The sequence below is a fragment of the Streptomyces sp. NBC_00400 genome (genome assembly GCF_036048035.1).
In the GTDB taxonomy this organism is placed as follows: domain Bacteria; phylum Actinomycetota; class Actinomycetes; order Streptomycetales; family Streptomycetaceae; genus Streptomyces.
The window spans coordinates 1,509,773-1,532,787 of record NZ_CP107940.1; the positions used below are offsets into that span (position 1 = coordinate 1,509,773).

23 protein-coding genes and 1 pseudogene are annotated in these 23,015 nt (G+C 68.3%); 7 read left to right on the forward strand and 17 right to left on the reverse strand.

What is annotated here, in order from left to right; translation table 11 throughout:
* Positions 1-35 precede the first annotated feature (35 nt).
* The 8 genes and pseudogenes from OHS81_RS06735 to OHS81_RS06770 all read right to left on the reverse strand — a co-directional run bounded on the left by OHS81_RS06735 (position 36) and on the right by OHS81_RS06770 (position 6,396).
* Positions 36-1,535 carry a nucleobase:cation symporter-2 family protein gene (locus tag OHS81_RS06735; RefSeq protein WP_328390947.1) on the reverse strand — a complete coding sequence of 500 codons (1,500 nt, stop codon included), beginning with the start codon at positions 1,533-1,535 and terminating at the stop codon, positions 36-38.
* 317 nt (positions 1,536-1,852) lie between these two features.
* Positions 1,853-3,253 carry an 8-oxoguanine deaminase gene (locus OHS81_RS06740; protein WP_328383363.1) on the reverse strand — a complete coding sequence of 467 codons (1,401 nt, stop codon included), beginning with the start codon at positions 3,251-3,253 and terminating at the stop codon, positions 1,853-1,855.
* A gap of 42 nt (positions 3,254-3,295) precedes the next feature.
* Positions 3,296-3,505: pseudogene (locus tag OHS81_RS06745) on the reverse strand (purine permease); the annotation flags it as partial.
* Between the two features lie 144 nt (positions 3,506-3,649).
* Positions 3,650-4,597: a factor-independent urate hydroxylase gene (gene pucL, locus OHS81_RS06750; protein ID WP_328383365.1), complete on the reverse strand. Its 948-nt coding sequence runs from the start codon at positions 4,595-4,597 to the stop codon at positions 3,650-3,652.
* Positions 4,598-4,604: 7 nt separating this feature from the next.
* The gene (gene uraH / locus OHS81_RS06755) at positions 4,605-5,030 is read right to left on the reverse strand and encodes a hydroxyisourate hydrolase (protein WP_119203528.1); all 426 of its coding nucleotides are present in this window, start codon (positions 5,028-5,030) and stop codon (positions 4,605-4,607) included.
* On the reverse strand, positions 5,027-5,578 hold the full coding sequence (gene uraD, locus OHS81_RS06760) for a 2-oxo-4-hydroxy-4-carboxy-5-ureidoimidazoline decarboxylase (protein WP_328383372.1): 552 nt from the start codon (positions 5,576-5,578) through the stop codon (positions 5,027-5,029). Before uraD ends, uraH begins: the two co-directional genes overlap by 4 nt.
* A gap of 171 nt (positions 5,579-5,749) precedes the next feature.
* Positions 5,750-6,130, reverse strand: coding sequence for a helix-turn-helix domain-containing protein (locus OHS81_RS06765; RefSeq protein WP_328383374.1), 381 nt, complete (start codon positions 6,128-6,130; stop codon positions 5,750-5,752).
* Positions 6,127-6,396, reverse strand: a complete 270-nt coding sequence (locus OHS81_RS06770; RefSeq protein WP_328383376.1) for a hypothetical protein — start codon at positions 6,394-6,396, stop codon at positions 6,127-6,129. Before OHS81_RS06770 ends, OHS81_RS06765 begins: the two co-directional genes overlap by 4 nt.
* Before the next feature lie 137 nt (positions 6,397-6,533).
* On the opposite strand from OHS81_RS06770, the gene OHS81_RS06775 reads away from it, so the two are divergent.
* The 6 genes from OHS81_RS06775 to OHS81_RS06800 all read left to right on the forward strand — a co-directional run bounded on the left by OHS81_RS06775 (position 6,534) and on the right by OHS81_RS06800 (position 12,307).
* A complete protein-coding gene (locus OHS81_RS06775; RefSeq protein ID WP_328383378.1) occupies positions 6,534-7,376 on the forward strand; it encodes a TIM barrel protein in 843 nt (280 codons plus the stop codon).
* Between the two features lie 40 nt (positions 7,377-7,416).
* Positions 7,417-8,313 carry a 2-hydroxy-3-oxopropionate reductase gene (locus tag OHS81_RS06780; protein ID WP_328383380.1) on the forward strand — a complete coding sequence of 299 codons (897 nt, stop codon included), beginning with the start codon at positions 7,417-7,419 and terminating at the stop codon, positions 8,311-8,313.
* A gap of 288 nt (positions 8,314-8,601) precedes the next feature.
* Positions 8,602-10,059: a catalase gene (locus OHS81_RS06785; protein WP_328390949.1), complete on the forward strand. Its 1,458-nt coding sequence runs from the start codon at positions 8,602-8,604 to the stop codon at positions 10,057-10,059.
* Positions 10,060-10,550: 491 nt separating this feature from the next.
* Positions 10,551-11,300, forward strand: coding sequence for a hypothetical protein (locus OHS81_RS06790; protein ID WP_328383382.1), 750 nt, complete (start codon positions 10,551-10,553; stop codon positions 11,298-11,300).
* Positions 11,301-11,358: 58 nt separating this feature from the next.
* Complete coding sequence (locus OHS81_RS06795) at positions 11,359-11,886, forward strand: GNAT family N-acetyltransferase (protein WP_328383384.1); 528 nt, start codon at positions 11,359-11,361, stop codon at positions 11,884-11,886.
* 40 nt (positions 11,887-11,926) lie between these two features.
* A complete protein-coding gene (locus tag OHS81_RS06800; RefSeq protein WP_328383386.1) occupies positions 11,927-12,307 on the forward strand; it encodes an MmcQ/YjbR family DNA-binding protein in 381 nt (126 codons plus the stop codon).
* Between the two features lie 71 nt (positions 12,308-12,378).
* Here OHS81_RS06800 and OHS81_RS06805 read toward each other — a convergent pair whose 3' ends face one another.
* From OHS81_RS06805 to OHS81_RS06840, 8 genes are all read right to left on the reverse strand, one after another.
* Entirely contained in the window at positions 12,379-12,729 is a 351-nt protein-coding gene (locus tag OHS81_RS06805; protein ID WP_328383387.1) for a hypothetical protein, read from the reverse strand.
* A 103-nt stretch (positions 12,730-12,832) separates the two neighbouring features.
* Complete coding sequence (locus tag OHS81_RS06810) at positions 12,833-13,798, reverse strand: radical SAM/SPASM domain-containing protein (RefSeq protein ID WP_328383389.1); 966 nt, start codon at positions 13,796-13,798, stop codon at positions 12,833-12,835.
* A 162-nt stretch (positions 13,799-13,960) separates the two neighbouring features.
* Positions 13,961-14,173 (reverse strand): hypothetical protein, encoded by a 213-nt coding sequence (locus OHS81_RS06815; RefSeq protein WP_328383391.1) that lies wholly within the window; start codon positions 14,171-14,173, stop codon positions 13,961-13,963.
* Entirely contained in the window at positions 14,170-14,520 is a 351-nt protein-coding gene (locus tag OHS81_RS06820; RefSeq protein WP_328383393.1) for a DUF6415 family natural product biosynthesis protein, read from the reverse strand. The genes OHS81_RS06815 and OHS81_RS06820 overlap by 4 nt, the downstream gene beginning before the upstream one ends.
* Before the next feature lie 273 nt (positions 14,521-14,793).
* On the reverse strand, positions 14,794-15,984 hold the full coding sequence (locus OHS81_RS06825; RefSeq protein WP_328383395.1) for a helix-turn-helix transcriptional regulator: 1,191 nt from the start codon (positions 15,982-15,984) through the stop codon (positions 14,794-14,796).
* 113 nt (positions 15,985-16,097) lie between these two features.
* Complete coding sequence (locus OHS81_RS06830) at positions 16,098-16,736, reverse strand: HAD family hydrolase (protein ID WP_328383397.1); 639 nt, start codon at positions 16,734-16,736, stop codon at positions 16,098-16,100.
* 924 nt (positions 16,737-17,660) lie between these two features.
* Positions 17,661-19,565 (reverse strand): restriction endonuclease, encoded by a 1,905-nt coding sequence (locus tag OHS81_RS06835; protein WP_328383398.1) that lies wholly within the window; start codon positions 19,563-19,565, stop codon positions 17,661-17,663.
* Positions 19,566-20,323: 758 nt separating this feature from the next.
* Positions 20,324-20,482 carry a hypothetical protein gene (locus OHS81_RS06840; protein WP_328383400.1) on the reverse strand — a complete coding sequence of 53 codons (159 nt, stop codon included), beginning with the start codon at positions 20,480-20,482 and terminating at the stop codon, positions 20,324-20,326.
* A 158-nt stretch (positions 20,483-20,640) separates the two neighbouring features.
* Here OHS81_RS06840 and OHS81_RS06845 point away from each other — a divergent pair, with 158 nt between their 5' ends.
* Positions 20,641-21,225 (forward strand): methyltransferase family protein, encoded by a 585-nt coding sequence (locus tag OHS81_RS06845; RefSeq protein WP_328383402.1) that lies wholly within the window; start codon positions 20,641-20,643, stop codon positions 21,223-21,225.
* 144 nt (positions 21,226-21,369) lie between these two features.
* Here OHS81_RS06845 and OHS81_RS06850 read toward each other — a convergent pair whose 3' ends face one another.
* The gene (locus OHS81_RS06850) at positions 21,370-23,010 is read right to left on the reverse strand and encodes an AMP-binding protein (protein ID WP_328383403.1); all 1,641 of its coding nucleotides are present in this window, start codon (positions 23,008-23,010) and stop codon (positions 21,370-21,372) included.
* Positions 23,011-23,015: the final 5 nt, after the last annotated feature.

Sequence of the window (23,015 nt, forward strand, 5' to 3'; positions counted from 1 at the left end):
TGCCGCTCCCTGCGGGCCGTTGCGCTCTCCCGGCGTCAGCGGGCGGTTGCCGCCGCGGGCTCGTCGGCGTCGGCCGCCGCAGCGGGGGCGGGCCGCTGGGCGATCGCCGGATCGGCCGGGCCGGCGGCGGCCACGTCCGTGCCCGTGCCCGTGCCCGTGCCCGTGCCCCCCGGAGCCTCCCCCTCGGCATCCCCGTCCGCGTCCGCCGTCTTCCTGCCGAAGTGGTTGAAGGCGAGGTTGAGGACGACGGCGACCAGACAGCCGGTGCTGATGCCGGAGTCCAGGACGACCAGCAGGTCCTTGGGGAGGCTGTGGTAGAAGTCCGGTGCGGCGATCGGGATCAGGCCGATGCCGACGGCCGCGGCGACGATCAGGGCGTTGTCGCCCTTCTCCATCGCGGCGGAGGCCAGGGTCTGGATACCGCTGGCGGCCACCGAGCCGAAGAGCACGATGCCGGCGCCGCCGAGGACCGGCGGCGGGACCAGCGAGATGACCGAGGCGGCCACCGGGCACAGACCCAGCACGATCAGGATCAGACCGCTGGTGGCCACGACGAAACGGCTGCGCACCTTGGTCATCGCGACCAGGCCGATGTTCTGTGCGAAGGCGCTGTTGGCGAAGCCGTTGAAGAGCGGGCTGAGGGCCGTGCCGAGGGTGTCGGCGCGCAGTCCGCCCTCGATGGTGCGCTCGTCCGCCGGGCGGTCGACGATCCTGCCGAGGGCGAGCATGTCGGCCGTCGACTCGGTCATACAGACCAGCATCACGATGCACATGGAGACGATCGCAGAGATGTCGAACTGCGGGGCGCCGAAGTGGAACGGCGTCGGGAAACCGATCAGGGACGCCTGGGAGAGCGCGGAGAAGTGGGTGATGCCGACGGGTATCGCGATCAGGGTGCCGGCGATCAGGCCGAGCAGGATCGCGATCTGCTGGAGGAAGCCGCGCAGCACCCGGCGCAGCACCAGCACGATCAGGAAGGTCAGCGCGGCCATGCCGATGTTCGTCAGCGAACCGTAGTCCGGGGCCCGGTCGTTGCCGCCCTGGGACCAGTTGAAGGCCACCGGCAGCAGCGAGACGCCGATCAGGGTGATGACGGTGCCGGTGACCACCGGCGGGAAGAACCGTACGAGCTTGGAGAAGTAGGGGGCGAGGAGGAATCCCAGCACACCGGCGACGATCACCGCGCCGAAGATGACCGGCAGTGCGTCGGCGGGGCTGTGGGCCTTGCCGATGGCCACCATCGGTGTGACACCGGCGAACGAAACCCCGTTGACGAAGGGCAGCTTGGCGCCGACCTTCCAGAAGCCCAGCGTCTGCAGCAGCGTCGCGATGCCCGCGGTGAAGAGGCTGGCACCCATCAGGAACGCGGTCTCGGTGGCGCTCAGCCCGCAGGCCGGCCCCACGATCATCGGCGGGGCCACCACTCCCGCGTACATCGCGGCCACGTGCTGGAGGCCGCTGGTGAACATCTTGAAGGGCGGGAGGGTCCGGTCGACCGGATGCTTCCGGTCCTCCTCCGGCTTCTGCCCGGTCATTGCGGCCACTGCGGGCCTCCTTCGTTTTCTGCGTCGCCGGGGCCGGCGAGCGAGGCTGTCACGGAGGGCTTGCCATGTGGTGCATGGTGCAGGAAGTTGCCTGGTGAGCGATGCTGCGAGACGGCGCGCTGGTGGCGCGCACGGACGGCGGCGGGGCCGGCCGGCCCGGGGGTGGGAGCCGACCGGCCCAGGGGTACGAGAAGTTCCCGCACCCCCGGGTCCGGCGCTTGCGGACCCCGCTCGGATCCACAAGCCCGGCCGGGAGCCGTCCCTCCCGGCCGAGTTCAGGGGGGCGACGGCCGCGGCCGCGCCGAGGGTCAGCCCTCGGCGGCGATCCGGGCCAGACGCTGCGCCTCGGCCCGCGCGGTGCGGGCGACGGCGTCCTCGTCGACGTTGCTGAGGTGGTTGTCCTCGACGACCGGCCGGCCGCCCACGAGGGAGAGGGTGACCGGTGCGGCCGGGCCGAAGACCAGGGCGGTGACCGGGTCGGCGATGGAGGAGTGGCCGAGGCCGTCGAGCTTCCACAGCACCAGGTCGGCGAGCTTGCCGGCCTCCAGCGAACCGATCTCGGCGCTCCGGCCGAGGACCTGCGCGCCGCCGTAGGTGCCCAGCCGCAGCGCCTTGCGGGCGTTCAGCGCGGCCTCCCGGTGGGCGCCGAGACGGTTGATCAGCAGGGCGTTGCGCAGCTCGGTGTGGAGTTCGCCGGACTCGTTGGAGGCGGTGCCGTCGACGCCGAGGCCGACCGGGACGCCGGCCGCGAGCATGTCGGGGACCCGGGCGATCCCGGCCGCGAGACGGGCGTTGGAGGACGGGCAGTGCGCGACGCCGGTGCCGGTGCGGGCGAAGGCGGCGATGTCGGAGTCGTTCATGTGGACGCAGTGCGCCATCCACACGTCGTCACCGAGCCAGCCGGTGGACTCGAAGTAGTCCGTCGGACCCATGCCGAACAGCTCGTGGCAGAACTTCTCCTCCTCCACGGTCTCCGAGCCGTGGGTGTGCATCCGTACGCCCTTGCGACGGGCCAACTCGGCGCCCTGCCGCATGAGTTCGGTGGACACGGAGAACGGCGAGCAGGGCGCGGCGGCGATCTGCACCATCGAGCCGAAGGAAGCGTCATGGTGGGTGTCGATGGCCTCCTCGGTCGCCAGCAGGGCGCCCTCGGTGGTCTCGACGGCGAAGTCCGGGGGCAGCCCGCCGTCCTTCTCGCTGCGGTCCATGGAGCCGCGGGCCAGGGTGATCCGGGCGCCGATCCCGGCGGCGGCCGCGAGCTCGGCGGCGACGAGGTCGCCGGAGCCCCGGGGGAAGACGTAGTGGTGGTCGGCGGCGGTGGTGACGCCGCCCTTGACCATCATGCCCAGCGAGCCCTGGGTGGCCGCGGCGAGCATCGGGGCATCGATCCGGGCCCAGGTCGGGTAGAGCGCGACCAGCCAGTTGAACAGGTTGTGGTCGGTGGCCAGGCCCCGGGTGATCCACTGGTAGAAGTGGTGGTGGGTGTTGATCAGACCGGGGGTGACCAGGTGCCCGGTGCCGTCGATCCGGCGGTCGACATGCGCCAGCCCCTCGGGCGCCTTGCCGGCGCCGACCGACTCGATGACGTTCCCGGCGACGACGACATGGCCGGTGGCGTACTCGGTGTCGTGGGCGTCGACCGTCGCGATGGCGCAGTTCTCGATGACGAGGCGCTCGATCGCGCCCTCAGGGGATGCCGAGGCAGCCATGGTGCTCCTACTTTCGATTCCGGCGGTGGGCACGGCATGGCCCTACGGGATTTGAGTGCCGGAGCCGGGCGAGGCGGCTGACAGTACCGCTGCCCGTGGGGTGCTCCGGGTGCCGAGATGAGGGAAGAACAGGTTGAGCAGGACCGCGACCGGGGCGCCGGCGCTGATCCCCGAGCCGAGCACGGTCCGGGCCCAGGCGGGGAAGCCGTCGTAGAAGGCCGGCGCGGCGAGCGGGACGAGGCCGGCGCCGAGGACGGGAAAGGCACCGAGAACCAGCAGGGTGGTGCGGGGCGTGCAGGTGCGGTGCCATGGGTCGTTCCCCTCGGGTTCCGCGTGTGCCCCTCCCCACTGCGGGGTGGGGAGGGGCACACGCGGCACGGCGTTGCGTCGGAGCCGCTACAGGTTCGTCAGATCCACCGGGATCCCGGGCTCGACACCGTCGCGCAGAACAGTGGCTTCGATCAGGCCGTACGGGCGGTCGGCCGCGTAGTAGACCTCATTGTCGTTCTTGAGCCCGAACGGCTCCAGGTCCACCAGGAAGTGGTGCTTGTTCGGGAGCGAGAAGCGGATCTCGTCGACCTCCGAACGGTTGTTGATCACGCGCGACCCCATTTGGTACAGGGTCTGCTGGAGCGAGAGGCTGTAGGTCTCCGCGAACGCCTGCAGGATGTGCTTCTTGACCTGCTCGTACGAGCGTTCCCAGTTCGGCATCCGCTGCTCGTCGTCGGTCCAGTTGAACCGCCAGCGGCCGGACACCTCGGTGGCCAGGATGCGGTCGTAGGCCTCCTTCAGGGTCGTGTACTTGTCCTTGATGTAGCCCCAGAACTCCGAGTTGGTGGAGTTCATCACCACGAGGTCCTTGAGGCCGGAGATGACCTGCCACCGCTCACCGTCGTAGGTGATCTCGGTCAGGCGGGTCTCCTGGCCCTTGCGGACGAAGGAGTGCTGGACCTCGTCGGCGCCGATGAAGCGGGAGTTGGCGTCGGAGGGGGCGATCCGCTCCCAGGCGTACTCCTCGATCCGGATGCGGGCCCGGTGGATCGGCTCCTGGCTGGTGACGAAGTGCCGGGCCAGGTGGATGCCGAACTGCTCGGCCGACTCGATCCCGTGCTCCTTGGCGAAGGCGTACACGGTGTTCTTGGTCGTGTCGGTGGGCAGGCAGTGGGCGTTGGAGCCGGAGAGGTGGACCTCTTCCAGGTCGCCGGAGAGCGAGACCGAGACGTTCAGGTCCTTGATGTGGTGCCTGTCGCCGTCGCGGGTGATCTTGACGACGCGGTTCTCCGCTTTGCCGTACTGGTTCTGGCCGAGCATCACCGGGCGGGCCGGGCGGGATGGGGCAGTCATGTCGGTGCTAGCTCCCTCGGTATACGGAGTAGCCGAACGGGTTGAGCAGCAGCGGTACGTGATAGTGCTCGCCCGGCGTGACGGCAAAGGTGATCGCCACCTCCGGGAAGAAAGCTCCGCTGTCCCTTACGCGGGGGGCGTCCTGCTGTTCCTCGGCTTGCTGGGTTGCCTTGTGGTGTGCGCGGTGCCGGTGCGAAACGAAGTACTCCTCGACGGCGAAGTCAAGGCGCACATGGGTGGTGCCTTCCGGCAGGGCCGGCAGGTCCTTGCAGCGTCCGTCCGCATCGGTCGTGGACGCGCCGTGGGCGGTCCAGGCGCCGTCGCGGCCGGAGCGCACCGCGAGCGTGAGGGCGACACCCTCCGCGGGGCGGCCCACGCTGGTGTCCAGGATGTGCGTGGACACCGACGTCGGTGCAGCCGTCTCGCTGCTCATGCTGCGTCTCCTTCTGCGTGCTCGGCGATACGGGTCAGGCGGATGCGGTTGATCTTGCCGAGTTCCGCACGCACGATCTCGCGTTCCTGTTCCGGCGTGTTGTCGATCCGGTGACGAACGGCGTCGCGCATCTGCTCTCCGGTCCGGCCGGAGGCGCAGATCAGGAAGACATGCCCGAACTTCTCCTGGTAGGCCAGATTGAGTTCGAGCATCTCGGCCCTGAGGTCTTCGGAGGCGCCGGCCATCCCGCTCTGCTCGCGGCGCGAGGTGGGGTCGCCCGGCTTCGGCCGGCCGATCGGCGGGTGCCCGGCCATCGCCTCGGCCAGGTCGTCGGCGGTCAGCTCGGCCATGGCGGCGTCGCTCGCGGCGAACAGGGCATCGGCGGTGGCGTAGGGACGCTGCGCAAGAACCTTGCCGCCCCACGCCCGGCTGGCACACACCTCGTGCAGTGCGGCCAGGGCCGCAGTGTCGTCGGCGGTGTTGAACCGGGTGAGTCCCGGCGTGGGCTCGGGGGTGTCCCCCGTCGAGCGTGGTGAACGCGTAGACACGGGAAGCCTCCGTGGCCTGATGCTGGACAGCTCTGCTTGGCTGGAAACAGCTAAGACCCCTGACAACAACACGTCAACACTTTGTTGAAAACTCGGCGGCACAAATGCCGCCGTCCGGCGATGGGGGACGACGGCTCCGGCGGCCGGAGCGGATCTCGGTCCGCTTCGCCCTCAGTCGGCACCCTTCGGGGCGCTATCCCTGTTCAGATAGTTGTAAACGGTGAAGCGGCTGACGCCGAGGGCGCCGGCGACGGTCTCCACTCCATGGCGGACCGAGAAGGCCCCGCGGGACTCGAGTATCCGTACCACCGACTGCTTGGTCTTACGGTCCAGCTCCGCGAGCGGCATGCCGTGCCGGCGCTGGAGCTCGGCGAGGATGTGGTCGAGCGAGTCCGACAGATGCGGGAGCCGTACGGCCACCCGGTCCTGCCCCTCCCAGGTCAGCACGACATCGTCGCCCTGCGCCTGGTCCGGCGCGAGCAGCTGTCCGCCCATCGCGTCGACCAGCGGCTTGACCGCCTGGACGAACGGGTGGTCGGCGGGCTCCGTCACGTCGCCTCCCCCGCACCCTGCCCGGCGCCCTGGATCACATTGACCTGCAGGGAGACCCGGGTGGCGCCCGCCTGCAGCGACTCCCGCAGCAGGGCGGCCACGGCGCCGAGCACCTGCTCGGCGTCACCCTCCGCCGTATTGCCGAAGGGGCCGACGTCGACGGCGTCCAGCCCGGCGCCCGTGACGACGTCCCGCGCCACCACCGCATGCTCCGGCGCCTCGTCCAGGTCGAACGGTTCCGTCGTGAACTCCACTCTCAATCGCACGCCGCTCAACCTACGCGCGGTAGCGCCCGGCCACCAGAAATTGCCCCGGAGCCCCCTTGACAGCCTTCGAGCCCGCCAGGCAATCTTCCAATACGCAGAAAAACAGTTCCACTATCCGGAAGGGAGCGCCGGGCCTGATGGGTTTCACGGACACACGCTTCAACGTCAATCTGTCGATCCTGTTCACCGAGCTTCCGTTGCTGGAGCGGCCGGCGGCCGCGCGGGCGGCGGGGTTCACGGCGGTGGAGCTGTGGTGGCCGTGGGTGGACGCCCCGGTGCCGGAGCAGGCGGAGCTGGCGGCGCTGCGCACCGCGCTGACGGATGCCGGGACGCGGCTGGTGGGGCTGAACTTCTACGCCGGTCAGCTGCCGGGCCCGGACCGCGGAGCCCTGTCGGTCCCGGGCGAGGAGTCGGAGAAGTTCCGGGCGAATGTGCCGGTGGCGGTGGAGTTCGGCCGCTCGCTGGGCTGTACGTCCTTCAACGCCCTGTACGGCAACCGGGTGGAGGGGGTGCCGGCCGCCGAGCAGGACGCGCTGGCGCTGGAGAATCTGGCGTTCGCCGCGCGGGCGGTCGCGGAGGTGGGCGGGACGGTGCTGATCGAGGCCCTGAACGCACCGGAGTCGCCGCACTGCCCGATCGTCAGCGCGCCGAAGGCCGTCGAGGTGGTGGACGCGGTGAACACGGCCACCGGCCTGGACAACACCCGCTTCCTGATGGATCTCTACCACCTGTCGATGAACGGCGAGGACCTGGACGAGGTCATCGACCGCTACACGCCCAAGACGGCGCATGTGCAGATCGCCGACAACCCCGGCCGCGGCGCCCCCGGCACCGGCGACCTCGACTTCACCGACCTGCTCGGCCGCCTCAAGAAGGCCGGCTACCAGGGCTGGACCGGCCTGGAGTACAAGCCCGGCGACGGACCCAGCGCAGGCGCCTTCGGATGGCTCCCCGCCCCTCTGCGCGCGGCCCGTTCCTGACGACTTCCGGCACCGTGAAAACCGTGAAAGAGGCATCCCGATGAGCAACCTGCCCAAGATCGCGTGGATCGGTCTCGGCATCATGGGCTCGCCCATGGCCGAAAACCTGATCAAGGCCGGCTACCAGGTCACCGGCTACACCCTCGAAGCCGACAAACTCCAGCGCCTCGCGGCGGCCGGCGGCACCGCCGCCGCCTCCCTGGCCGAAGCCGTCACCGACGCCGACGTCATCATCACCATGGTCCCGGCCTCCCCCCAGGTCGAAGCCATCGTCTACGGCCCCGACGGCATCCTGGAAAACGCCCGGCGCGGCGCCCTGCTGATCGACATGTCCTCGATCACCCCGCAGACCTCCATCGACCTGGCCCACGCCGCCGCCGACAAGGGCATCCGCGTGCTGGACGCGCCCGTCTCGGGCGGCGAAGCCGGCGCCATCGAAGCCGTCCTGTCCATCATGGCCGGTGGCGACCGGGCCGACTTCGACGCCGCCCGCCCCCTGCTGGAAGCCCTCGGCAAGACCATCGTCCACTGCGGCCCCCACGGCGCCGGCCAGACCGTGAAGGCCGCCAACCAACTGATCGTCGCCATCAACATCCAGGCCTGCGCCGAAGCCGTCGTCTTCCTCGAGAAGTCCGGCGTCGACCTCACCGCGGCCCTCGACGTCCTGGGCGGCGGCCTGGCCGGCTCCACCGTCCTGGCCCGCAAGAAGGACAACTTCAAGAACCGCGACTTTCCCCCCGGCTTCCGCATCGACCTCCACCACAAGGACATGGGCATCGTCACCGACGCCGCCCGCACCGTCGGCGCCGCCCTGCCCGTCGGCACCCTCGTCGCCTCCCTCGTCGCCTCGCTGCGCGCCCAGGGTGACGGCGGCCTCGACCACTCCGCCCTCCTCCGCGGTGTCGAACGCCTCTCCGGGCACCCCACCACGCACTGAGGCCACGGCGGCACGGACGCCGGCCCCGTGCACGAGTGCGCCCAGGGGACCTCGCGCAGGTTCCCTCCCCGGGGACCGTCAGCACGTCCCCTCCGGCTTCCGGGCGGCGGCCGCGCCGACACTTGTCCTGTCGCGCCCAGGCGTGGCCGCCGCCCGGAACACCCCCGGACACCTCTCAGCTTTGTTTCAACAAACTGTTGACGATTGGTCGTAGCGCTTCTTACGCTCCGACACGCGGAAGCCGACTTCCGCGCTCTCGTACGGAAGGTCACCATGTCGAAGCCCACGCTGACGGCGCGCTTTCTCACTACGGAGGCTGGCGCCCCCGTCGCCGACAACCAGAACTCCGCCACCGCAGGCGCCGGCGGCCCGATCGTCCTCCAGGACCAGCACCTGCTGGAGAAGCTCGCCCGCTTCAACCGCGAGCGCATCCCGGAGCGCGTCGTGCATGCCCGTGGCTCCGGCGCGTACGGCTACTTCGAGGTGACCGACGACGTCACGGGCTTCACCCGTGCCGACTTCCTGGGCACCGTCGGCAAGCGCACCGAGACCTTCCTCCGCTTCTCGACCGTCGCCGACAGCCTCGGCGGCCCGGACGCGGCCCGCGACCCGCGCGGCTTCGCCCTGAAGTTCTATACCGAAGAGGGCAATTACGACCTCGTCGGCAACAACACCCCGGTGTTCTTCATCAAGGACCCGATCAAGTTCCCCGACTTCATCCACTCCCAGAAGCGCGACCCCTTCACGGGCAAGCAGGAGCCGGACAACGTCTGGGACTTCTGGGCGCACTCCCCCGAGGCGACCCACCAGGTCACCTGGCTGATGGGCGACCGCGGCATCCCGGCCTCCTACCGCCATATGAACGGCTACGGCTCGCACACCTACCAGTGGACGAACGCCGAGGGCGAGGCCTTCTTCGTCAAGTACCACTTCAAGACGAACCAGGGCATCCGCTGCCTGGACGCCGAGCAGGGCGCCGAGCTCTCCGGCAAGGACCCGAACAGCCACCAGACCGATCTGCTGCAGTCCATCGAGCGGGGCGTCTACCCCTCCTGGACGCTGTACGTGCAGATCATGCCGGCGGCCGAGGCGGCGAACTACCGCTTCAACCCGTTCGACCTGACGAAGGTGTGGCCGCACAGCGACTACCCGCTGCAGCGGGTGGGCCGCCTGGTCCTGGACCGCAACCCCGACAACGTCTTCGCCGAGGTCGAGCAGTCGGCCTTCTCGCCGAACAACTTCGTGCCCGGCATCGGCCCGTCCCCGGACAAGATGCTCCAGGGCCGGCTCTTCGCCTACGCCGACGCGCACCGCTACCGCCTGGGCGTCAACCACACCCAGCTGCCGGTGAACGCCCCCAAGGCGACCGAGGCCCACAACTACGGCCGGGACGGCCTGATGGCCACCCACCGCCACGACCGGCACGCCAAGAACTACGAGCCGAACTCCTACGGCGGCCCGGTCCAGACGGACCAGCCGCTCTCCGCCCCGCTCGCCGTCTCCGGCCACACCGGCACCCACGAGGCCCCGGCGCACACCAAGGACGACGACTTCTTCCAGGCCGGCGAGCTCTACCGCCTGATGTCGCAGGACGAGAAGACCCGCCTGGTCGACAACATCGCCGGCGGCCTCTCCCAGGTCAGCCGCGATGACGTGATCGAGAAGAACCTCGCTCACTTCCACGCCGCCGACCCGGACTACGGCGCGCGCGTCGAGGCCAGGGTCCGTGAGCTGCGCGAGGACTGACGGGAGGTCAGCTTCCTTGCGCATCCGTACCGGCCGGCCCGTTTGAGGGGTGGCCGACCGGTACGGAACGGCAGCGCGAGCTCCGCGGTACACCGGGAGAACCAGTGCGGTGGCCGTGCCCGCCCGAGCGAAAGGGCGGGCCTCTCCCCACCGCGGAGCCCGCCTGCTCCCCCTCGCCTCCACCACCCCAGAAGACTCCGTCCGGCGGCGCGATGTCCTGTCGCGCCCGATTCTCGCGCTGTCGGACGGGAACCACGGCGGGCCCGGAATCCGTACGTCACGGATTCCGGGCCCTGCGTGCGTGGCGCGCCCGCCCTCACGGACGGCCCCTGCGCGCCGCGATGCGCGCTCCCCGTGCGCGTGGCTCCCGCGCAGCTCTCCCCCGCCTGCGGCTCTCCTCGTAAATCGCCCCCCTGCGCCCGACTTTGGAGGGACCATGGGAGCAGCAGCAGATCCGACCTGTCTGCCGCCCGACCTGCCAGGAGCCGACCATGGCCGACAGCGTGCCGGTGCGGTGCCCCACGTGCCGCCGCGAGAACGCCTTCACCCCGCCCACCTTCCCGTGCGCGTGCGGTGCCCCGCTGACCCTGCCCGTGCTGCGCGGCGGGGTGCCCGTCGAGATACTCCACCGCACGTGGCAGGCCTCCTGGGTGGAGGTGCGCTGCGAGGTCTGCGGCCGGCAGGACGAGTGGCCGGCGCCGGAGTCCGGCTGCGCCTGCGGCACGGTCGTACGGCTCCCCGTCGCCCCCGCGCCGGTCCCGCCCCCGCCGAATTTCCCGTCATCCGGCCCACCGGCACCGAGGCGCGCACCTGCCCCGGCCCCCGCTCCGGACACACCACGCCCCGCCCTGCGGCCCGCGTTCCGCCCGGTCACCATCCGCACGGCCCGCGACTGTGTCACCGCCGCCGAGCAGTATCTGAAGTGGCTGGGCTACGCCGATGTCGCCCGGACCCAGGAGCGCACCGCCTCCGGCGTGGACCTCCGCGGTACGGGTGTGGTCGCCCAGGTCGACCCGACCACCCGCGCCACCCAGCTGCGCGAGATCGAATGCGTCTGGCTCAACGGCCTCAACGCCTCGGCCATCGCGGTCTTCTTCTCCCTCGCCGGCTACGCCCGCGACGCCCGCTCCCGCGCCGACGACCTGCACATCCCCCTGTTCGTCATGGACCTCACGGGCACCCCGCAGCCGGTCAACGACCCGGCCGACGAACTGATCAAGTACGGGGCGGCGGGGCGGTGATCCGGCCGCCCGCGCAAACCGGTTCGCCCCCACCACCGGAACCGGCGACACTGGATCGGTGATCATCCAGGTAGCCGCACTCGATGACCTGCCCCTGCTGCGCGCCATCGAGCGAACGGCCGGGGTGCCGTTCCGGGATCTCGGTATGGCACCGGTGGCGGACGACGAACCCCCCTCACTGACGCAACTGACGGAGTTCCAGCGGGCGGGGCGGGCGCTGGCCGCCTACGAGGAGCCAGGACCGGCGGGCGACAGCCTTCGTCCGGTCGGCTTTCTGCTCTGGGACCCGGTCGACGGATGCACCCACATCGAGCAGGTATCGGTCCACCCACAGCATGCCCACCGCCGCATCGGCCGCGCCCTCATCGACCGGGCGGAACAAGACGGCTCCCCGGCCCCGCTCACCCTGACCACCTTTGCCGAGGTGCCGTGGAACGCGCCGTACTACGCCCGCCTCGGATTCCGGATCCTCGACGACGCCGACCTCACACCGGGCCTGCGGGCAATCCGCGCCCACGAGGCGGCGCTGGGCCTCGACCGCTGGCCGCGGGTGTGCATGAGGCGCGAGCCCGGCCTCCGTACATGACACTCCGTCAGGCCAACCACCCGCCCGACATAATGACGGCATGATCGACGCGAATGCCCTGCGGGCCGTCTGCCTGGACTTCAACGGCGCGGTCGAGGAGTTCCCCTTTCCGCGCCACCCGGACGTCTCGACCTTCAAGGTCGGCGGAAAGATCTTCGCGCTGACGACGCTGACGGACACCCCACTCACCGTGAGCCTCAAGTGCGACCCCGAACTGGCGGAACGGCTGCGCGCAACGCACCCCGAGGTAGTACCCGGCTACCACCTCAACAAGCGCCACTGGAACACCGTTTCCCTCACCGGCACCCTCCCCGACCCACTCATCCTCGACATGATCGAGGACTCGTACGACCTCGTGGTCGCTTCGCTACCCCGCGCCCAGCGCCTGCTGCTCGACTGGCCCGGGGAACGGCGGGCCTGAACTCCGGCCCCCTGTCCGCGGTGGTGCTCCGCGGGCGGAGGGCTTGCAGGGCACCGATCCGGCATGGCCCGTCAGGCTTGGAGCGTCTCGCTCAGGCAAACTCGCGCCGCATCGACGAAATCCTCGCGTGCCTGCTTGAACGCATGCCAGTCCTGGTCCTCCGCACTGCTCCGTCCCAGGAGCCTGATCACGTCGACCACGATGCGTGCCTCCGTGTGCGGCCCCACCGGTTCGACCAGCAATCGGTTGTAGGCATCGCGTGTGACGGTGTAGGCGGCGTCCTGCGCCTCGCGCGCCGCGTCGGGGGTCGGGTACTGACCGTCGGCCTTGCGCCAGCACACGGACGACTCGGAGTCGGCTGCGCTGAGAAACGCGGCGTAGGTGGCCTGGCGGGCCAAATAGAGAGCCGTGAACGTACTCATCTCTTCTCCGAAGGCGCAGAAGTCGGGCGTCCTGACACGCTACTCGGGCAGGCCGCGACGCTCACCCGAAACCTCTCCGATTGCCTCGGCCGAGCGGCTCCCGTCAGCAGTCGGTGCCCGCAATGCGCGGGTTGCTGTACCGCACGGTACGGTGTGGCGACATGACCGGCTCCTGCAGTCGGTCGTCCCCTTCCGTCGGGTTGCAGGCCGCATCCGGTGCGCACGCAAGTTGCGGGGAGCAGGTGTCGAAGGACGGGTTGCAGTCGGGTAGGCAGCTCGGAGCGCCGGATGTGCGGGGGGCTGTTTCCGGGTGGACCGCAGCCAGTTCCGCGCGGACGCCCTGCATGGCCACGCCGTGGTAGATGTCCTGCAAGCTCTGTACGTGCACATTGCCGACGGTCATCCACCGCGCGAACACGCACGGCCAGACACTTCCGTCCGGGGCAATCGCCAGCTTGTTCCGGCCGCAGCGCCCACACAGTTTCGCGATGTCCGGTGCGGTCTGGCCGGCTGCGCGGCCGAACGGCCGGACCCTGTCTGTCCGGACGTCCCGCAGGCCGATGTCCAGCAGTTCCCGGCGGGACTGGTCGGCGCGCTGCCCCTGGAGCACATTGATCACGCTGCCGCGCATCGGAACGCCCAGGGCCAAGGCCTTCTCCACATTGGCGCGCGTGCGGGCGTGTGAGCCTCGGCTTTCAGTGACGTCGTCGTGATCGTCGGGGTCGTCGGAGTAGTAGCTGAAAGCGAGCCGCACATCCGGCAGCCGGAGCACGTCCCAGACAGCGTCGGAGATGTGCGTCAGGTTGCTGAAGACCTCGATGCGCATGTGGCGGTCGCGGGCGTGCCGGATGAACCGGGGGAGGTCGGGGTGGAGCGTTGGTTCGCCCCCGATGAACTGGACGTCGCGGACGCCGAGCGCCGCGAGTTCGTCGGTGACACGTTGCCAGTCGGCCGCTGCCATGCTGCCGTGGTCTCCTTGCGGGGAGGATCCTGCGTAGCAGTGGCGGCAGGCCAGATTGCAGAATCCTGTGATCTCCAGCCAAGCGAACTGTGGAGCTAACAGAGCCATGTGCTTCCCTCCAAGGGTGAGTGGCAGGCGGTTCAGGACCCCGCCGGGGCCACGGGCGGGTCCGCCCTGGGGCCTGGTGGTTCTGCGGCCGACCGCCGTTGTCAGGGCAGCGCGGTAGCCGGCTTGCCCGCAGCGCATCGAACGTCGCAGCGCCGGGGGAGTTCAGGAACGGATCGTCGGCGGGGCGCCCGGCAGGCGAACATCGGCCCGCCTGGCGAGGATCTTCGCGACACCGGGCGGTACCGGCGGAACCGCTCCCGGGGCGCACCGGCCGCAGAAGGTGATGACGACGCACGGGCCCGACGCGGAGTCGAGGATCACGTCTCGCAGATCGAGGTTGCTGCCGCAGTCGCAGCGGGCGGAATCGGTAGTCACTGCTCGCCCCCGACGCAGCCGACCGCTCCTGCGGTGTGCTGCTCCGCCAGCCACTGGCAGTCCCGGGCTAGCGCGCGCACCTGCAGGTGGGCAGACACCAGGCCGTGGCCCAGGCCAACAGATGTCTGGTACCGGATCGAGTTCAGCCGGGCCCGTCCCCGGCCATCCGCGACCTCGTCGCACTGGTACTGCTGATCGACCGCGCAGTACAGGTCGGCGATGGCCAAGAGCAACGTCCGCTCCAGCACAACTAACTCGGGGTATGGCGGGGGTGGCCCGGGGCGCAGCGAGTACCGGATCGTTTCCTGGATCTCGTACTGGCCTGGCGTGCCGGTTGCCGCAGTCACTGCGACCTCCGGTGCCGGCGCTGCGGGCAGGCCACGATGAACCAGACCCGAACGCCTCCGCCGACCGGAGTGGCGACCGTTCCGGCTGGGGTGAGGGGGCTGTGGGCGGTGCCGCACCAGTAGCACGCCTCGCCGTGCAGTCGGACGATGCTGACGTCGGGACCTGTAGCAGCCGGAGCTGTTGTTGCGGTCAAGGTTTCTCCCTGTGCCGTTGGGCTCAAGGAGAGAGTGGCCCTGCGGGCTCCCCTCAAGTACCCCTGCCAGGGGTACCGTTCAGGCGCCCGCCCCGGCGTGGCACCACTCGGCGAAGCTGCTGAGCGATTCGGCATCCGCGCGCTTCAGGCGGCGCAGGGTGGCGGCGTCCTCGCGCACCCACCGGTGCTCCCGGGCGTGCTGCGGCGCGATCCGGCGGGCCACCTTCAGCGACTCGAACGCAGCATCCGGCCGGCCCGACCAGAGTTGGGCACGGCCGAGCTCGATGTAGAAACCCGACCGGCGCTCGGCCGGCAGATCCAGTGGAGGCTTCCACTCGCGGGCCAGCCGCAGCGCGCGGTCCACATGGCCGTCGCCCAGGCTCACGGCCACCGACACCTCGTGTACGCGGACGCTGTCCGGCCCGAAAGCCGTGCCCTGGTAGATGTCCTCCGGCACCCGGTCGCCGAGCTCCCGCGCGTCGTCGAGGTGAACGTCTGCGGCGTCGTGATCACCGGCGCGACCGGCGAGAACCGCGGCCCGCATGTGCAGCGCTCCACGGGCCGCCAGTGCCTCCGCCGAGTCGGTGCGCGGAGCGCGGTCGACGGCACGCTCAAGCGCTCGCAGACCCACCGCGTGCGTCCCCGCGCCGAAGTGCAGTTCGGCCCGGACATAGGCGACCGCCGCTTCGACGAACGGATCGTCGGCCTGCGCCCCGGCCCACCTCATCAGGTCGAGAAGACGCGCCGAAAGATCCTTTGCGCCGTGCTTGAAGGCCACCGCGTCCGCGGCCCGGCAGGTGTCCACCAACAGCCGCGCGGTCTCGGGCCGATCGCCGGGCGCCGCGGTGCTCAGGGCGCGGCACAGTTCGGCGAGCAGCCCTGGCACGGACCGGGCGATGCGCGCATACTGCGCGCTCAGCCTGAGCCCAACGACCGTGGATACGGGCTCGCGCAGCTCGGACGGCTCGCGGCACCGCCCGTCGTCCGGCTCCTCGTACGAGGCGAGGACGGCCGACAACCCCGGCATCGCCTGGTGCACACGGTCGTCCGGCCGTTCCCGCTCCGGTAAGAGGCGGGTGGGGTCGATGCCGAGCGCGCCGGCGAAGGCTTCCAGGACAGCATCCGACACTCCTCGCTCACCGCGCTCCACCTTCCGGACCGTTCCGAGCGCGACACCGGCGGCGCGGGCCAAGTCGACCTGGCTCAGGCGGGCAACCCGACGTTCGTAGGCGATGCGTGGGCCCACCCCGCGGTACACGATGCTGGCCATAGGGTCTCCGTTCGATGCAGCCACTCCGCACCGTACCCGCAACAACACGCTCCGGGATCACCAACGGCCCCGTCCGCCTCACGTGCGGGGGGGGGAGCCGTGCAGTCGAGTCATCACGGCTTCAGCGCGTCCACCAACTCGGACAGGCCGGCGAACCGATAGTCCGCTGCCTGTGCAGCCTCACTCCCCGCCCAGAGGTGTCCGAGGGGACCTCTGCGCAGGTGGGCCGCCCGCATGCCGGCGGCACGGACCGGCACCACGTCGTTCTGGGGGTGGTCGCCGACGTACACCACTTCACCAGCCGGAACCCCTGCCAGCTCAACCACGCGTGCGAAGAACTCCGGGGCCGGCTTGGCCACGCCCCACTCACCGGACGTGGCCAAGCCATCCACCGGCAGTTCGATCGCGCGCAGCAACTCGCCCGCCCTGGCTGTCTGGTTGCCGGCCACGACCACGCGCATCCCAGCCGCCCGGAGCGCCTCCAGCGACGGACGGACGTCGGGGTACAGGTCCGACTCATCCAGGAACTCCCCCTGGCCGGCCCGCTCCATCGCCGCCCGTTCGGCCTCGATGTCGATGCCAGGCCGCACGAGTCTCAGCGCGTCGGCATTGTCCCTCCCCTGGGCGACCACTGCGCCCACCAGGGCGGACAGCGTGTGCCGGTTGACGCCGAGCCAGTCGGCCCACGCACCCCACCCGCGGTCGTCCCTGATCAGGGTCTCTCCAACATCGAACGCCACCGCACGAATCATGCAAGCAGCCTACGGCGGGCCAACTCACCTGCGTTCGCAAGCGAGAATCCGGGCGTTCCACCCCAAAACGATCACAACGTCCCAGGCGCCACCGCCGAGAGCAACGCGGCGATACGCCGTCGATTCATGACTGCCGCACCGCACGCTCCCTGCGGCCCGACGCCCGGGAGGCGCACGACCAGCCACTCACCCTCCACCCCGCAGCCATCCATGCCTGTCCCCCTGACGCAGCCCGCAGAGCACAACAAACACCCCGCCTCTACACGCTGCAGGAGCGGGGCAATGCATCGGTGGAGACGCCCGCGTAACGACCAGCGGTCGGTCAGCAGGGCCGGCACTCTGCCGGGCTGCACCGCGTCACGGAAGGCTCGCATGTATCGGCACAGCACTGATCACCTCTTGGCTGCTGCCACTCGCTGATCTGGTGGCCCTGCTGGACGAGGATCTGACGGCAGCAACTACCAACGTGAGCACAGGACTTCCAGCACCACACCACAGACTGAGTAACAACTTTCTCTAAGAGTTCAAGGCGGCTCGTGACCGCCGCACGCTCCTGCCTCCGCCCCGCTGCGTCACCCCCAACCAGGCCTGCGCTGCAACTCCCTAGCAGCAAGACCGGACACAGCACGCGAGAAGACCATGGCGCGGCGTCCAGGCCGTGACGCGGCCTGGACGCCGGTCCTCGCCATCGCCAACTTGTCAGCTGGGGCAGAGCGGGGGCGTCTGCGGGGTGAAGAGTAGAAGCGTGAAACGTGGCTAATGACGGTGAGTGCTAAGGGGCACACGTTCTGGTGATCGGGCCGACTTTCCCCGCTTGCGGAGTCAAAGGCACTCGTTAGGCAGCACATGGAAATTCCTTCCGCGTCGCGCCGAAGCAAAAACGCTTCTAAGGCAATCCCTTCTGCCGATCCCCGTTAATGCACGCTACTCGGCGTCACCGATTGTGAAGTTAGCGGCAAGGACCCTGAGGCGCATTGCCGTAATTCGCGGAGCCTCGAGCAACATGTATTTCTGACCGACTTGCTTCACGGCATGCACCAGAGGTGAAGAAAGAAAGGAAAGAACTGATCCAATCTCTTCCGGCGTGGGCGCTTCCTCGGCCTCAGATCGTAGAATCAGATAGAGGTCATGAGGAGAGAGCGCTCCCGTCGTAACCTCGTCCGCATTTCTCGCTTCAGCTTCTAGTTGACGAACAACTCGATCACACAGCTTATGGAGCCTTTTTTCACGCGCCCAAGCTTTTTCAGTGTTGCAGAGCCCGATGAATCCAGAACCTTGCACGAGTTCGCGAAGGCTTGGAAGGGACAGTGGTGCCATTCGATGTTGCCTCAGGAGCTCCACCAGCGCCTCAACCTCAAATAGCCCCACCTTATGAGAGTTGGCGCGTTCCGTCATTCTCGCACTCGGAAAGCTAGGGCCGATAACTAGCGCATACTCGGCAGCGTTATCTGCGCGATGCTCTTTGAGAGTGTCGAAGTTTATTTGCGTTTCGGCAATCTTTCCAGAAGCAGAAGATTTTGCGTCGACGACGGCACTATACTTCATACCTCCCGACAGATTCGCGGAAATAAGTACGTCCGTTTTCCCTGACCCTCCGAACAATTGACTCTCAAATCCTAGAAACGAGAATGCCTCTGCCACGGCCTTCTCGAAGCGTCCGGGTTTTGCTGAATCGAGTGCCGCCTCCTTCAATTCACCAACCAGTTCAGCAAACCGATCCGAGGTTTCGTCGACCGCGGCATCGCTAGATACTTCATCACGTTCCTGCGTATCGCCAGGTCCGGCTGTTGGCAACTCCATACGCAAAGATCTTCCTAGCGGAAGGAGATGATAACGACCCCAGGCGACCTCTTCCACCAATCCGCACTTACGCAGCATCTGGAGCCGAGTGCGAACCTCAGCAATATCCTCCCTGGGCAGGCCGTATCGCTTTCGGCCGATTGTGGCCAAGTCGCGGGGCGTGTCCGCCTCTTCAAGTGCTTCCAGCATCTCGCCGACAAAGGAAAACTTTGAGTGGATCACACGCAGCAGATCCACGTCATGAGACGCCTCCAAGCAAGCCTTACCGATATCGGTCGATTGATACAGACTGAACCCGACTTGCTCCATAAGTCCTGCATTCTTGAATGCACTAAGAGCTGCCGCAGTAGATGAAGGGCGCAAGCCAAATTCTGACGATGCGAATTCGTCAATCTCCTCACGACTCACGCGATCATTCATCGCTGAGACGAACTTTCGGATAGAAGTGAAAGTGTCACCGTCAGTACGAGGGATGTAGCCGATATTATGTTTCCGGTCGGCAAGGTCTACATTGGCGAGCAGTTCTCTAACTAACAGGTGCGCCTCAGGGAGAACATCTTGCTGCGTTCCAGCCTGGACAGATTTCCTGCTTCTAAAATTCCCTGGCCGAGCTAGCTCTAGGTGCTCCAACATAGCGAGGCCCGCACTTGTGGGTGCAATTTTATGATTGAAATCCAGTTCAGCCATTCCACTGGAACGGAGCCATGCAGTACGCCTTCTGATTTGATCGAGCGTACTCCATGAGCAATCGTATTTTTCGCGCGCCACCTGCAACAGATCAGACTGAGTGATCCCATCACGAGCCTCATGCAGGAGCTCACCTACGAACCTAATATGCGCATGAAGAACGGAAATAAGATATGCATCTTCACGGCTCTGCAGCCATTTCTCAGCGGCAAAGGTTAAGAGCCATGATCGATTACCAGTCCTATTCACCAAACCACAGGGTTGGAGGCGTTGACCTACTTCTGAAAAAGGAATTCGAATTCCCGAATCTCCAGGGAGGTCAATAAGACTGTCTACGTCCACCCCCTCCGCAAGCGAGGTCAATAGAGCCCTTAGAACCTCAAGCTGATTTTCACTCCCGCCTTTGAAGGCAGGCATTGAAAACGCGCGACTGCTCCACGGACGTGCAGACAGGAATAGGGGCTCACTCATCTAACTATCACCGCCACGAATGAAGACGCTGGAAGGTCCATCATGCAACTGAACTACCTTGATCACACCTGTTTGGGCAAAACCTATCGAAAGTTACGCTCGGCGTGATATCTAGTTCTTGGAATCCCCACCGGGGGGGGCTGGCAGGTACAGGCATCCGAACGGGTAGCTCGACCACATCGGCATAGATCGCCGGCAAGTCGTTGGGGAAGCAACGACAATACGACGCCGCACTGCCCCTCCGTCCGGACACGTCAGGCATCTTCGCCGCTTACGCCGCCAGTGGTTAGCAATGAGAGTTCCAGGCCGCTGCCGTTCCAGAACGAACAGGGAGTCACGGGGACCTGCGGGGGCGCTGCACTCAAGACGGACACGTCTGCTTCCCTCAAGTATCTCAGCCCCCGACCCCACCTCACCCCTAAAGTGGATGTCGCAGGTTCGAATCCTGTGAAGGGCGCGACGAGGGGCCCGCTCCACTGACGTGATCGGCCCAGTCGGACTGCCCGGTCATGATCGCTGCGCCGTTCCATCGTCTGTTCCAGCCCACGCGCTGGCGAGTGATGCAGTGGCAGACGTGCTTCCCGCACGCCCGAACCTGCCGCGGAGCAGGGCAGCACGGGCTCCTGTTGTCACCTCGGAAAACCCGGGGCCCAGACGGCGACGACCTCTGTCCGGTCCAGTTGGCTTCGCAGTGCGCACGCGCCGACGAGGTCGGAGGTGAGGATGTGTTCCAGGACGGCTCGCTCGGAGTGGTTCAGGGGACGGGGCGTGACGGGCAGCGAGGGCATGTATGTACCTTCTCCGGGATCTCCGCCTGTGGATGGAGTCTTGCGGTTCCACCCGTGGGTGGTGGTGAACCGCTCCGTGCGCGGCGCAGTCTCGTCGCATGGGCTTTCTTCATTCGGCAGTTGTCGCTCTCACCGGTGTCTGCGTTCTGGTTTTCCTTGTGGCCTGGGTCGTTGGGGCGGTCTACTTCGGTGCGCAGAGCCGGAACGGGCTGGGCGGCTGGGCGCGCGGGCTGCGGCGCACCATGCGCGGACGGATTCCGGTGGTCGTGGGCGTTGGTGTGTTCTGGGTGCTGGTCGGTTATTGTCCGCCGTCGTTCTGGCAGCGCCTTCAGTACTGGCAGCCCGGGCTCGCGCTCCTGGGTGCTCTGCTCGCCGTCGCCTCCACGGCATTGCTGCTGTGGGCCCGCTGGACGCTGGGCGCGATGTGGGCCAGTGTCCCGCTGGTGCAGGAACACCATGAGCTGCGTACCGACGGTCCCTACCGGTTGGTGCGCCACCCCATCTACACCGGTCTGCTCGGTCTGGTCGTCGGCGGGATGCTGGCCTGCGGGTTCGGGGTCTGGGTGGCCTACCTGGTGGTCGCCGTGCCCTGGTTGCTGCGCCGGGTGCGGGTGGAAGACGGCTTGATGGCCCGGCAGTTCGGTGTTTCCTACGCTGCGTACCGTGCGCGGGTGCCTGCACTGATCCTCTGGACTCGCCCCGCCCGGGTCGGTCCCCGCGGTGCCGGCGTCGAGCGGCAGTAGTCCAGGGGTGCCGGCCCGGGCGAGCGGAAGGGGCCGGGCGCCCGAGGATGCCCGGCCCCTTGCGCTCACTGCACGTCGCCGCCCCCGATCACCGGGCGCCGATTCCGCTCCCCACGCGCCCGAGCTTCATCGCCGGGCGCGGACTCATTGCCGTACGCGCCCCAGCTCCTCCGCCAGCCGCTCCCGCAGCTCGATCTTGCGGACCTTGCCGCTGACGGTCATCGGGAAGGCGTCGAGGAGGTGGAGGTGGCGCGGCACCTTGTAGTGGGCGAGGCGGGAGCGGCAGTAGTCGGCCAACTCATCGAGGGTGAGGGGGTCTTGGGGGTCGCGGAGGATGACGCAGGCGGCGATCTCCTCGCCGTACTTCGCGTCGGGGACACCGACGACCTGGACATCGGCGATCTTGGGGTGGGAGTAAAGGAACTCCTCGATCTCGCGTGGGTAGACGTTCTCACCGCCTCTGATGATCATGTCCTTGATCCGGCCGACGATCCGGACGTAGCCGTCGTCGCTCATCACCGCGAGGTCGCCCGTGTGCATCCACCGGGCGGCGTCGATGACCTCGGCGGTGCGCTCGGGGTCCTCCCAGTAGCCGAGCATCACGCTGTAGCCGCGGGTGCACAGTTCGCCGGGGGCGCCGCGGGGCACGGTCACCCCGCTCGCCGGGTCGACGACCTTGACCTCGATGTGCGGCAGCACCCGGCCGACGGTCGCGGTGCGCTGTGCGAGGTCGTCGTCGCGGCGGGTCTGGGTGGAGACCGGGGAGGTCTCGGTCATGCCGTAGCAGATGGAGACCTCGGTCATGTGCATCTCGGCGACCACCCGTTTCATCACCTCCTCGGGGCACGGCGAGCCCGCCATGATGCCCGTACGGAGGGAGGTGAGGTCGTAGCCGGCGAAGTCGGGGTGGTTGAGCTCGGCGATGAACATGGTGGGGACGCCGTAGAGGGAGGTGCAGCGCTCGTCCTGGACGGCCTGGAGGGTGGTGGCGGCGTCGAAGGCGGGGCCCGGGATGACGATGCAGGCGCCGTGCGAGGTGGCGCCGAGGTTGCCCATGACCATGCCGAAGCAGTGGTAGAAGGGCACCGGCAGACACACCCGGTCCTGTTCGGTGTAGGCGACGGTCTCGCCGACCCAGTAGCCGTTGTTGAGGATGTTGTGGTGGGAGAGGGTGGCGCCCTTGGGGAAGCCGGTGGTGCCCGAGGTGTACTGGATGTTGACCGGGTCGTCGGCGGCGAGGGTCTTCTCGCACTCGGCGAGCCGGGTGTGCCGGACGGTGGCGCCTGCCGCCAGCAGCCCGTCCCAGGTGGGGTCGCCGATGTAGACCACGTCGCGCAGTGCCGGGCTCTCGGCGCGTACCTCCTCGGTCATTGCGCGGTAGTCGCTGGTCTTGTGGTGGGTCGCGGAGACCAGGAGCGAGATGCCGGCCTGGCGCAGCACATACGCCAACTCGTGGACGCGGTAGGCGGGGTTGACGTTGACGAGGATGGCACCGATCCGCGCGGTGGCGTACTGGACGAGGACCCATTCGGCGCAGTTGGGCGCCCAGATGCCGACCCGGTCGCCCTTGCCGACGCCCCTGGCCAGCAGGCCGAGCGCCACCTCGTCGACCGCGTGGCCCAGTTCGGTGTAGGTCCAGCGGCGGCCGCTCGCCACCTCGACCAGCGCCTCGCGGCCGCCGAACCGGGCGATGGTGCGGGCCAGATCGGCCCCGATGGTGTGCCCGAGCAGCGGCCGGCCGGCGACCCCGCAGGCGTACGACAGTTCCTGGTGCGGCTCGCTCATCGGTG

What these genes read in the sequence shown, in the direction of transcription:
- OHS81_RS06735 (WP_328390947.1), bottom strand. Translation starts at nt 1,535, where the DNA reads ATGACCGGGCAGAAGCCGGAGGAGGACCGGAAGCATCCGGTCGACCGG.
- OHS81_RS06740 (WP_328383363.1), bottom strand. Translation starts at nt 3,253, where the DNA reads ATGGCTGCCTCGGCATCCCCTGAGGGCGCGATCGAGCGCCTCGTCATC.
- pucL (WP_328383365.1), bottom strand. Translation starts at nt 4,597, where the DNA reads ATGACTGCCCCATCCCGCCCGGCCCGCCCGGTGATGCTCGGCCAGAAC.
- uraH (WP_119203528.1), bottom strand. Translation starts at nt 5,030, where the DNA reads ATGAGCAGCGAGACGGCTGCACCGACGTCGGTGTCCACGCACATCCTG.
- OHS81_RS06775 (WP_328383378.1), top strand. Translation starts at nt 6,534, where the DNA reads ATGGGTTTCACGGACACACGCTTCAACGTCAATCTGTCGATCCTGTTC.
- OHS81_RS06780 (WP_328383380.1), top strand. Translation starts at nt 7,417, where the DNA reads ATGAGCAACCTGCCCAAGATCGCGTGGATCGGTCTCGGCATCATGGGC.
- OHS81_RS06790 (WP_328383382.1), top strand. Translation starts at nt 10,551, where the DNA reads ATGGCCGACAGCGTGCCGGTGCGGTGCCCCACGTGCCGCCGCGAGAAC.
- OHS81_RS06800 (WP_328383386.1), top strand. Translation starts at nt 11,927, where the DNA reads ATGATCGACGCGAATGCCCTGCGGGCCGTCTGCCTGGACTTCAACGGC.
- OHS81_RS06805 (WP_328383387.1), bottom strand. Translation starts at nt 12,729, where the DNA reads ATGAGTACGTTCACGGCTCTCTATTTGGCCCGCCAGGCCACCTACGCC.
- OHS81_RS06810 (WP_328383389.1), bottom strand. Translation starts at nt 13,798, where the DNA reads ATGGCTCTGTTAGCTCCACAGTTCGCTTGGCTGGAGATCACAGGATTC.
- OHS81_RS06825 (WP_328383395.1), bottom strand. Translation starts at nt 15,984, where the DNA reads ATGGCCAGCATCGTGTACCGCGGGGTGGGCCCACGCATCGCCTACGAA.
- OHS81_RS06830 (WP_328383397.1), bottom strand. Translation starts at nt 16,736, where the DNA reads ATGATTCGTGCGGTGGCGTTCGATGTTGGAGAGACCCTGATCAGGGAC.
- OHS81_RS06840 (WP_328383400.1), bottom strand. Translation starts at nt 20,482, where the DNA reads ATGCCCTCGCTGCCCGTCACGCCCCGTCCCCTGAACCACTCCGAGCGA.
- OHS81_RS06850 (WP_328383403.1), bottom strand. Translation starts at nt 23,010, where the DNA reads ATGAGCGAGCCGCACCAGGAACTGTCGTACGCCTGCGGGGTCGCCGGC.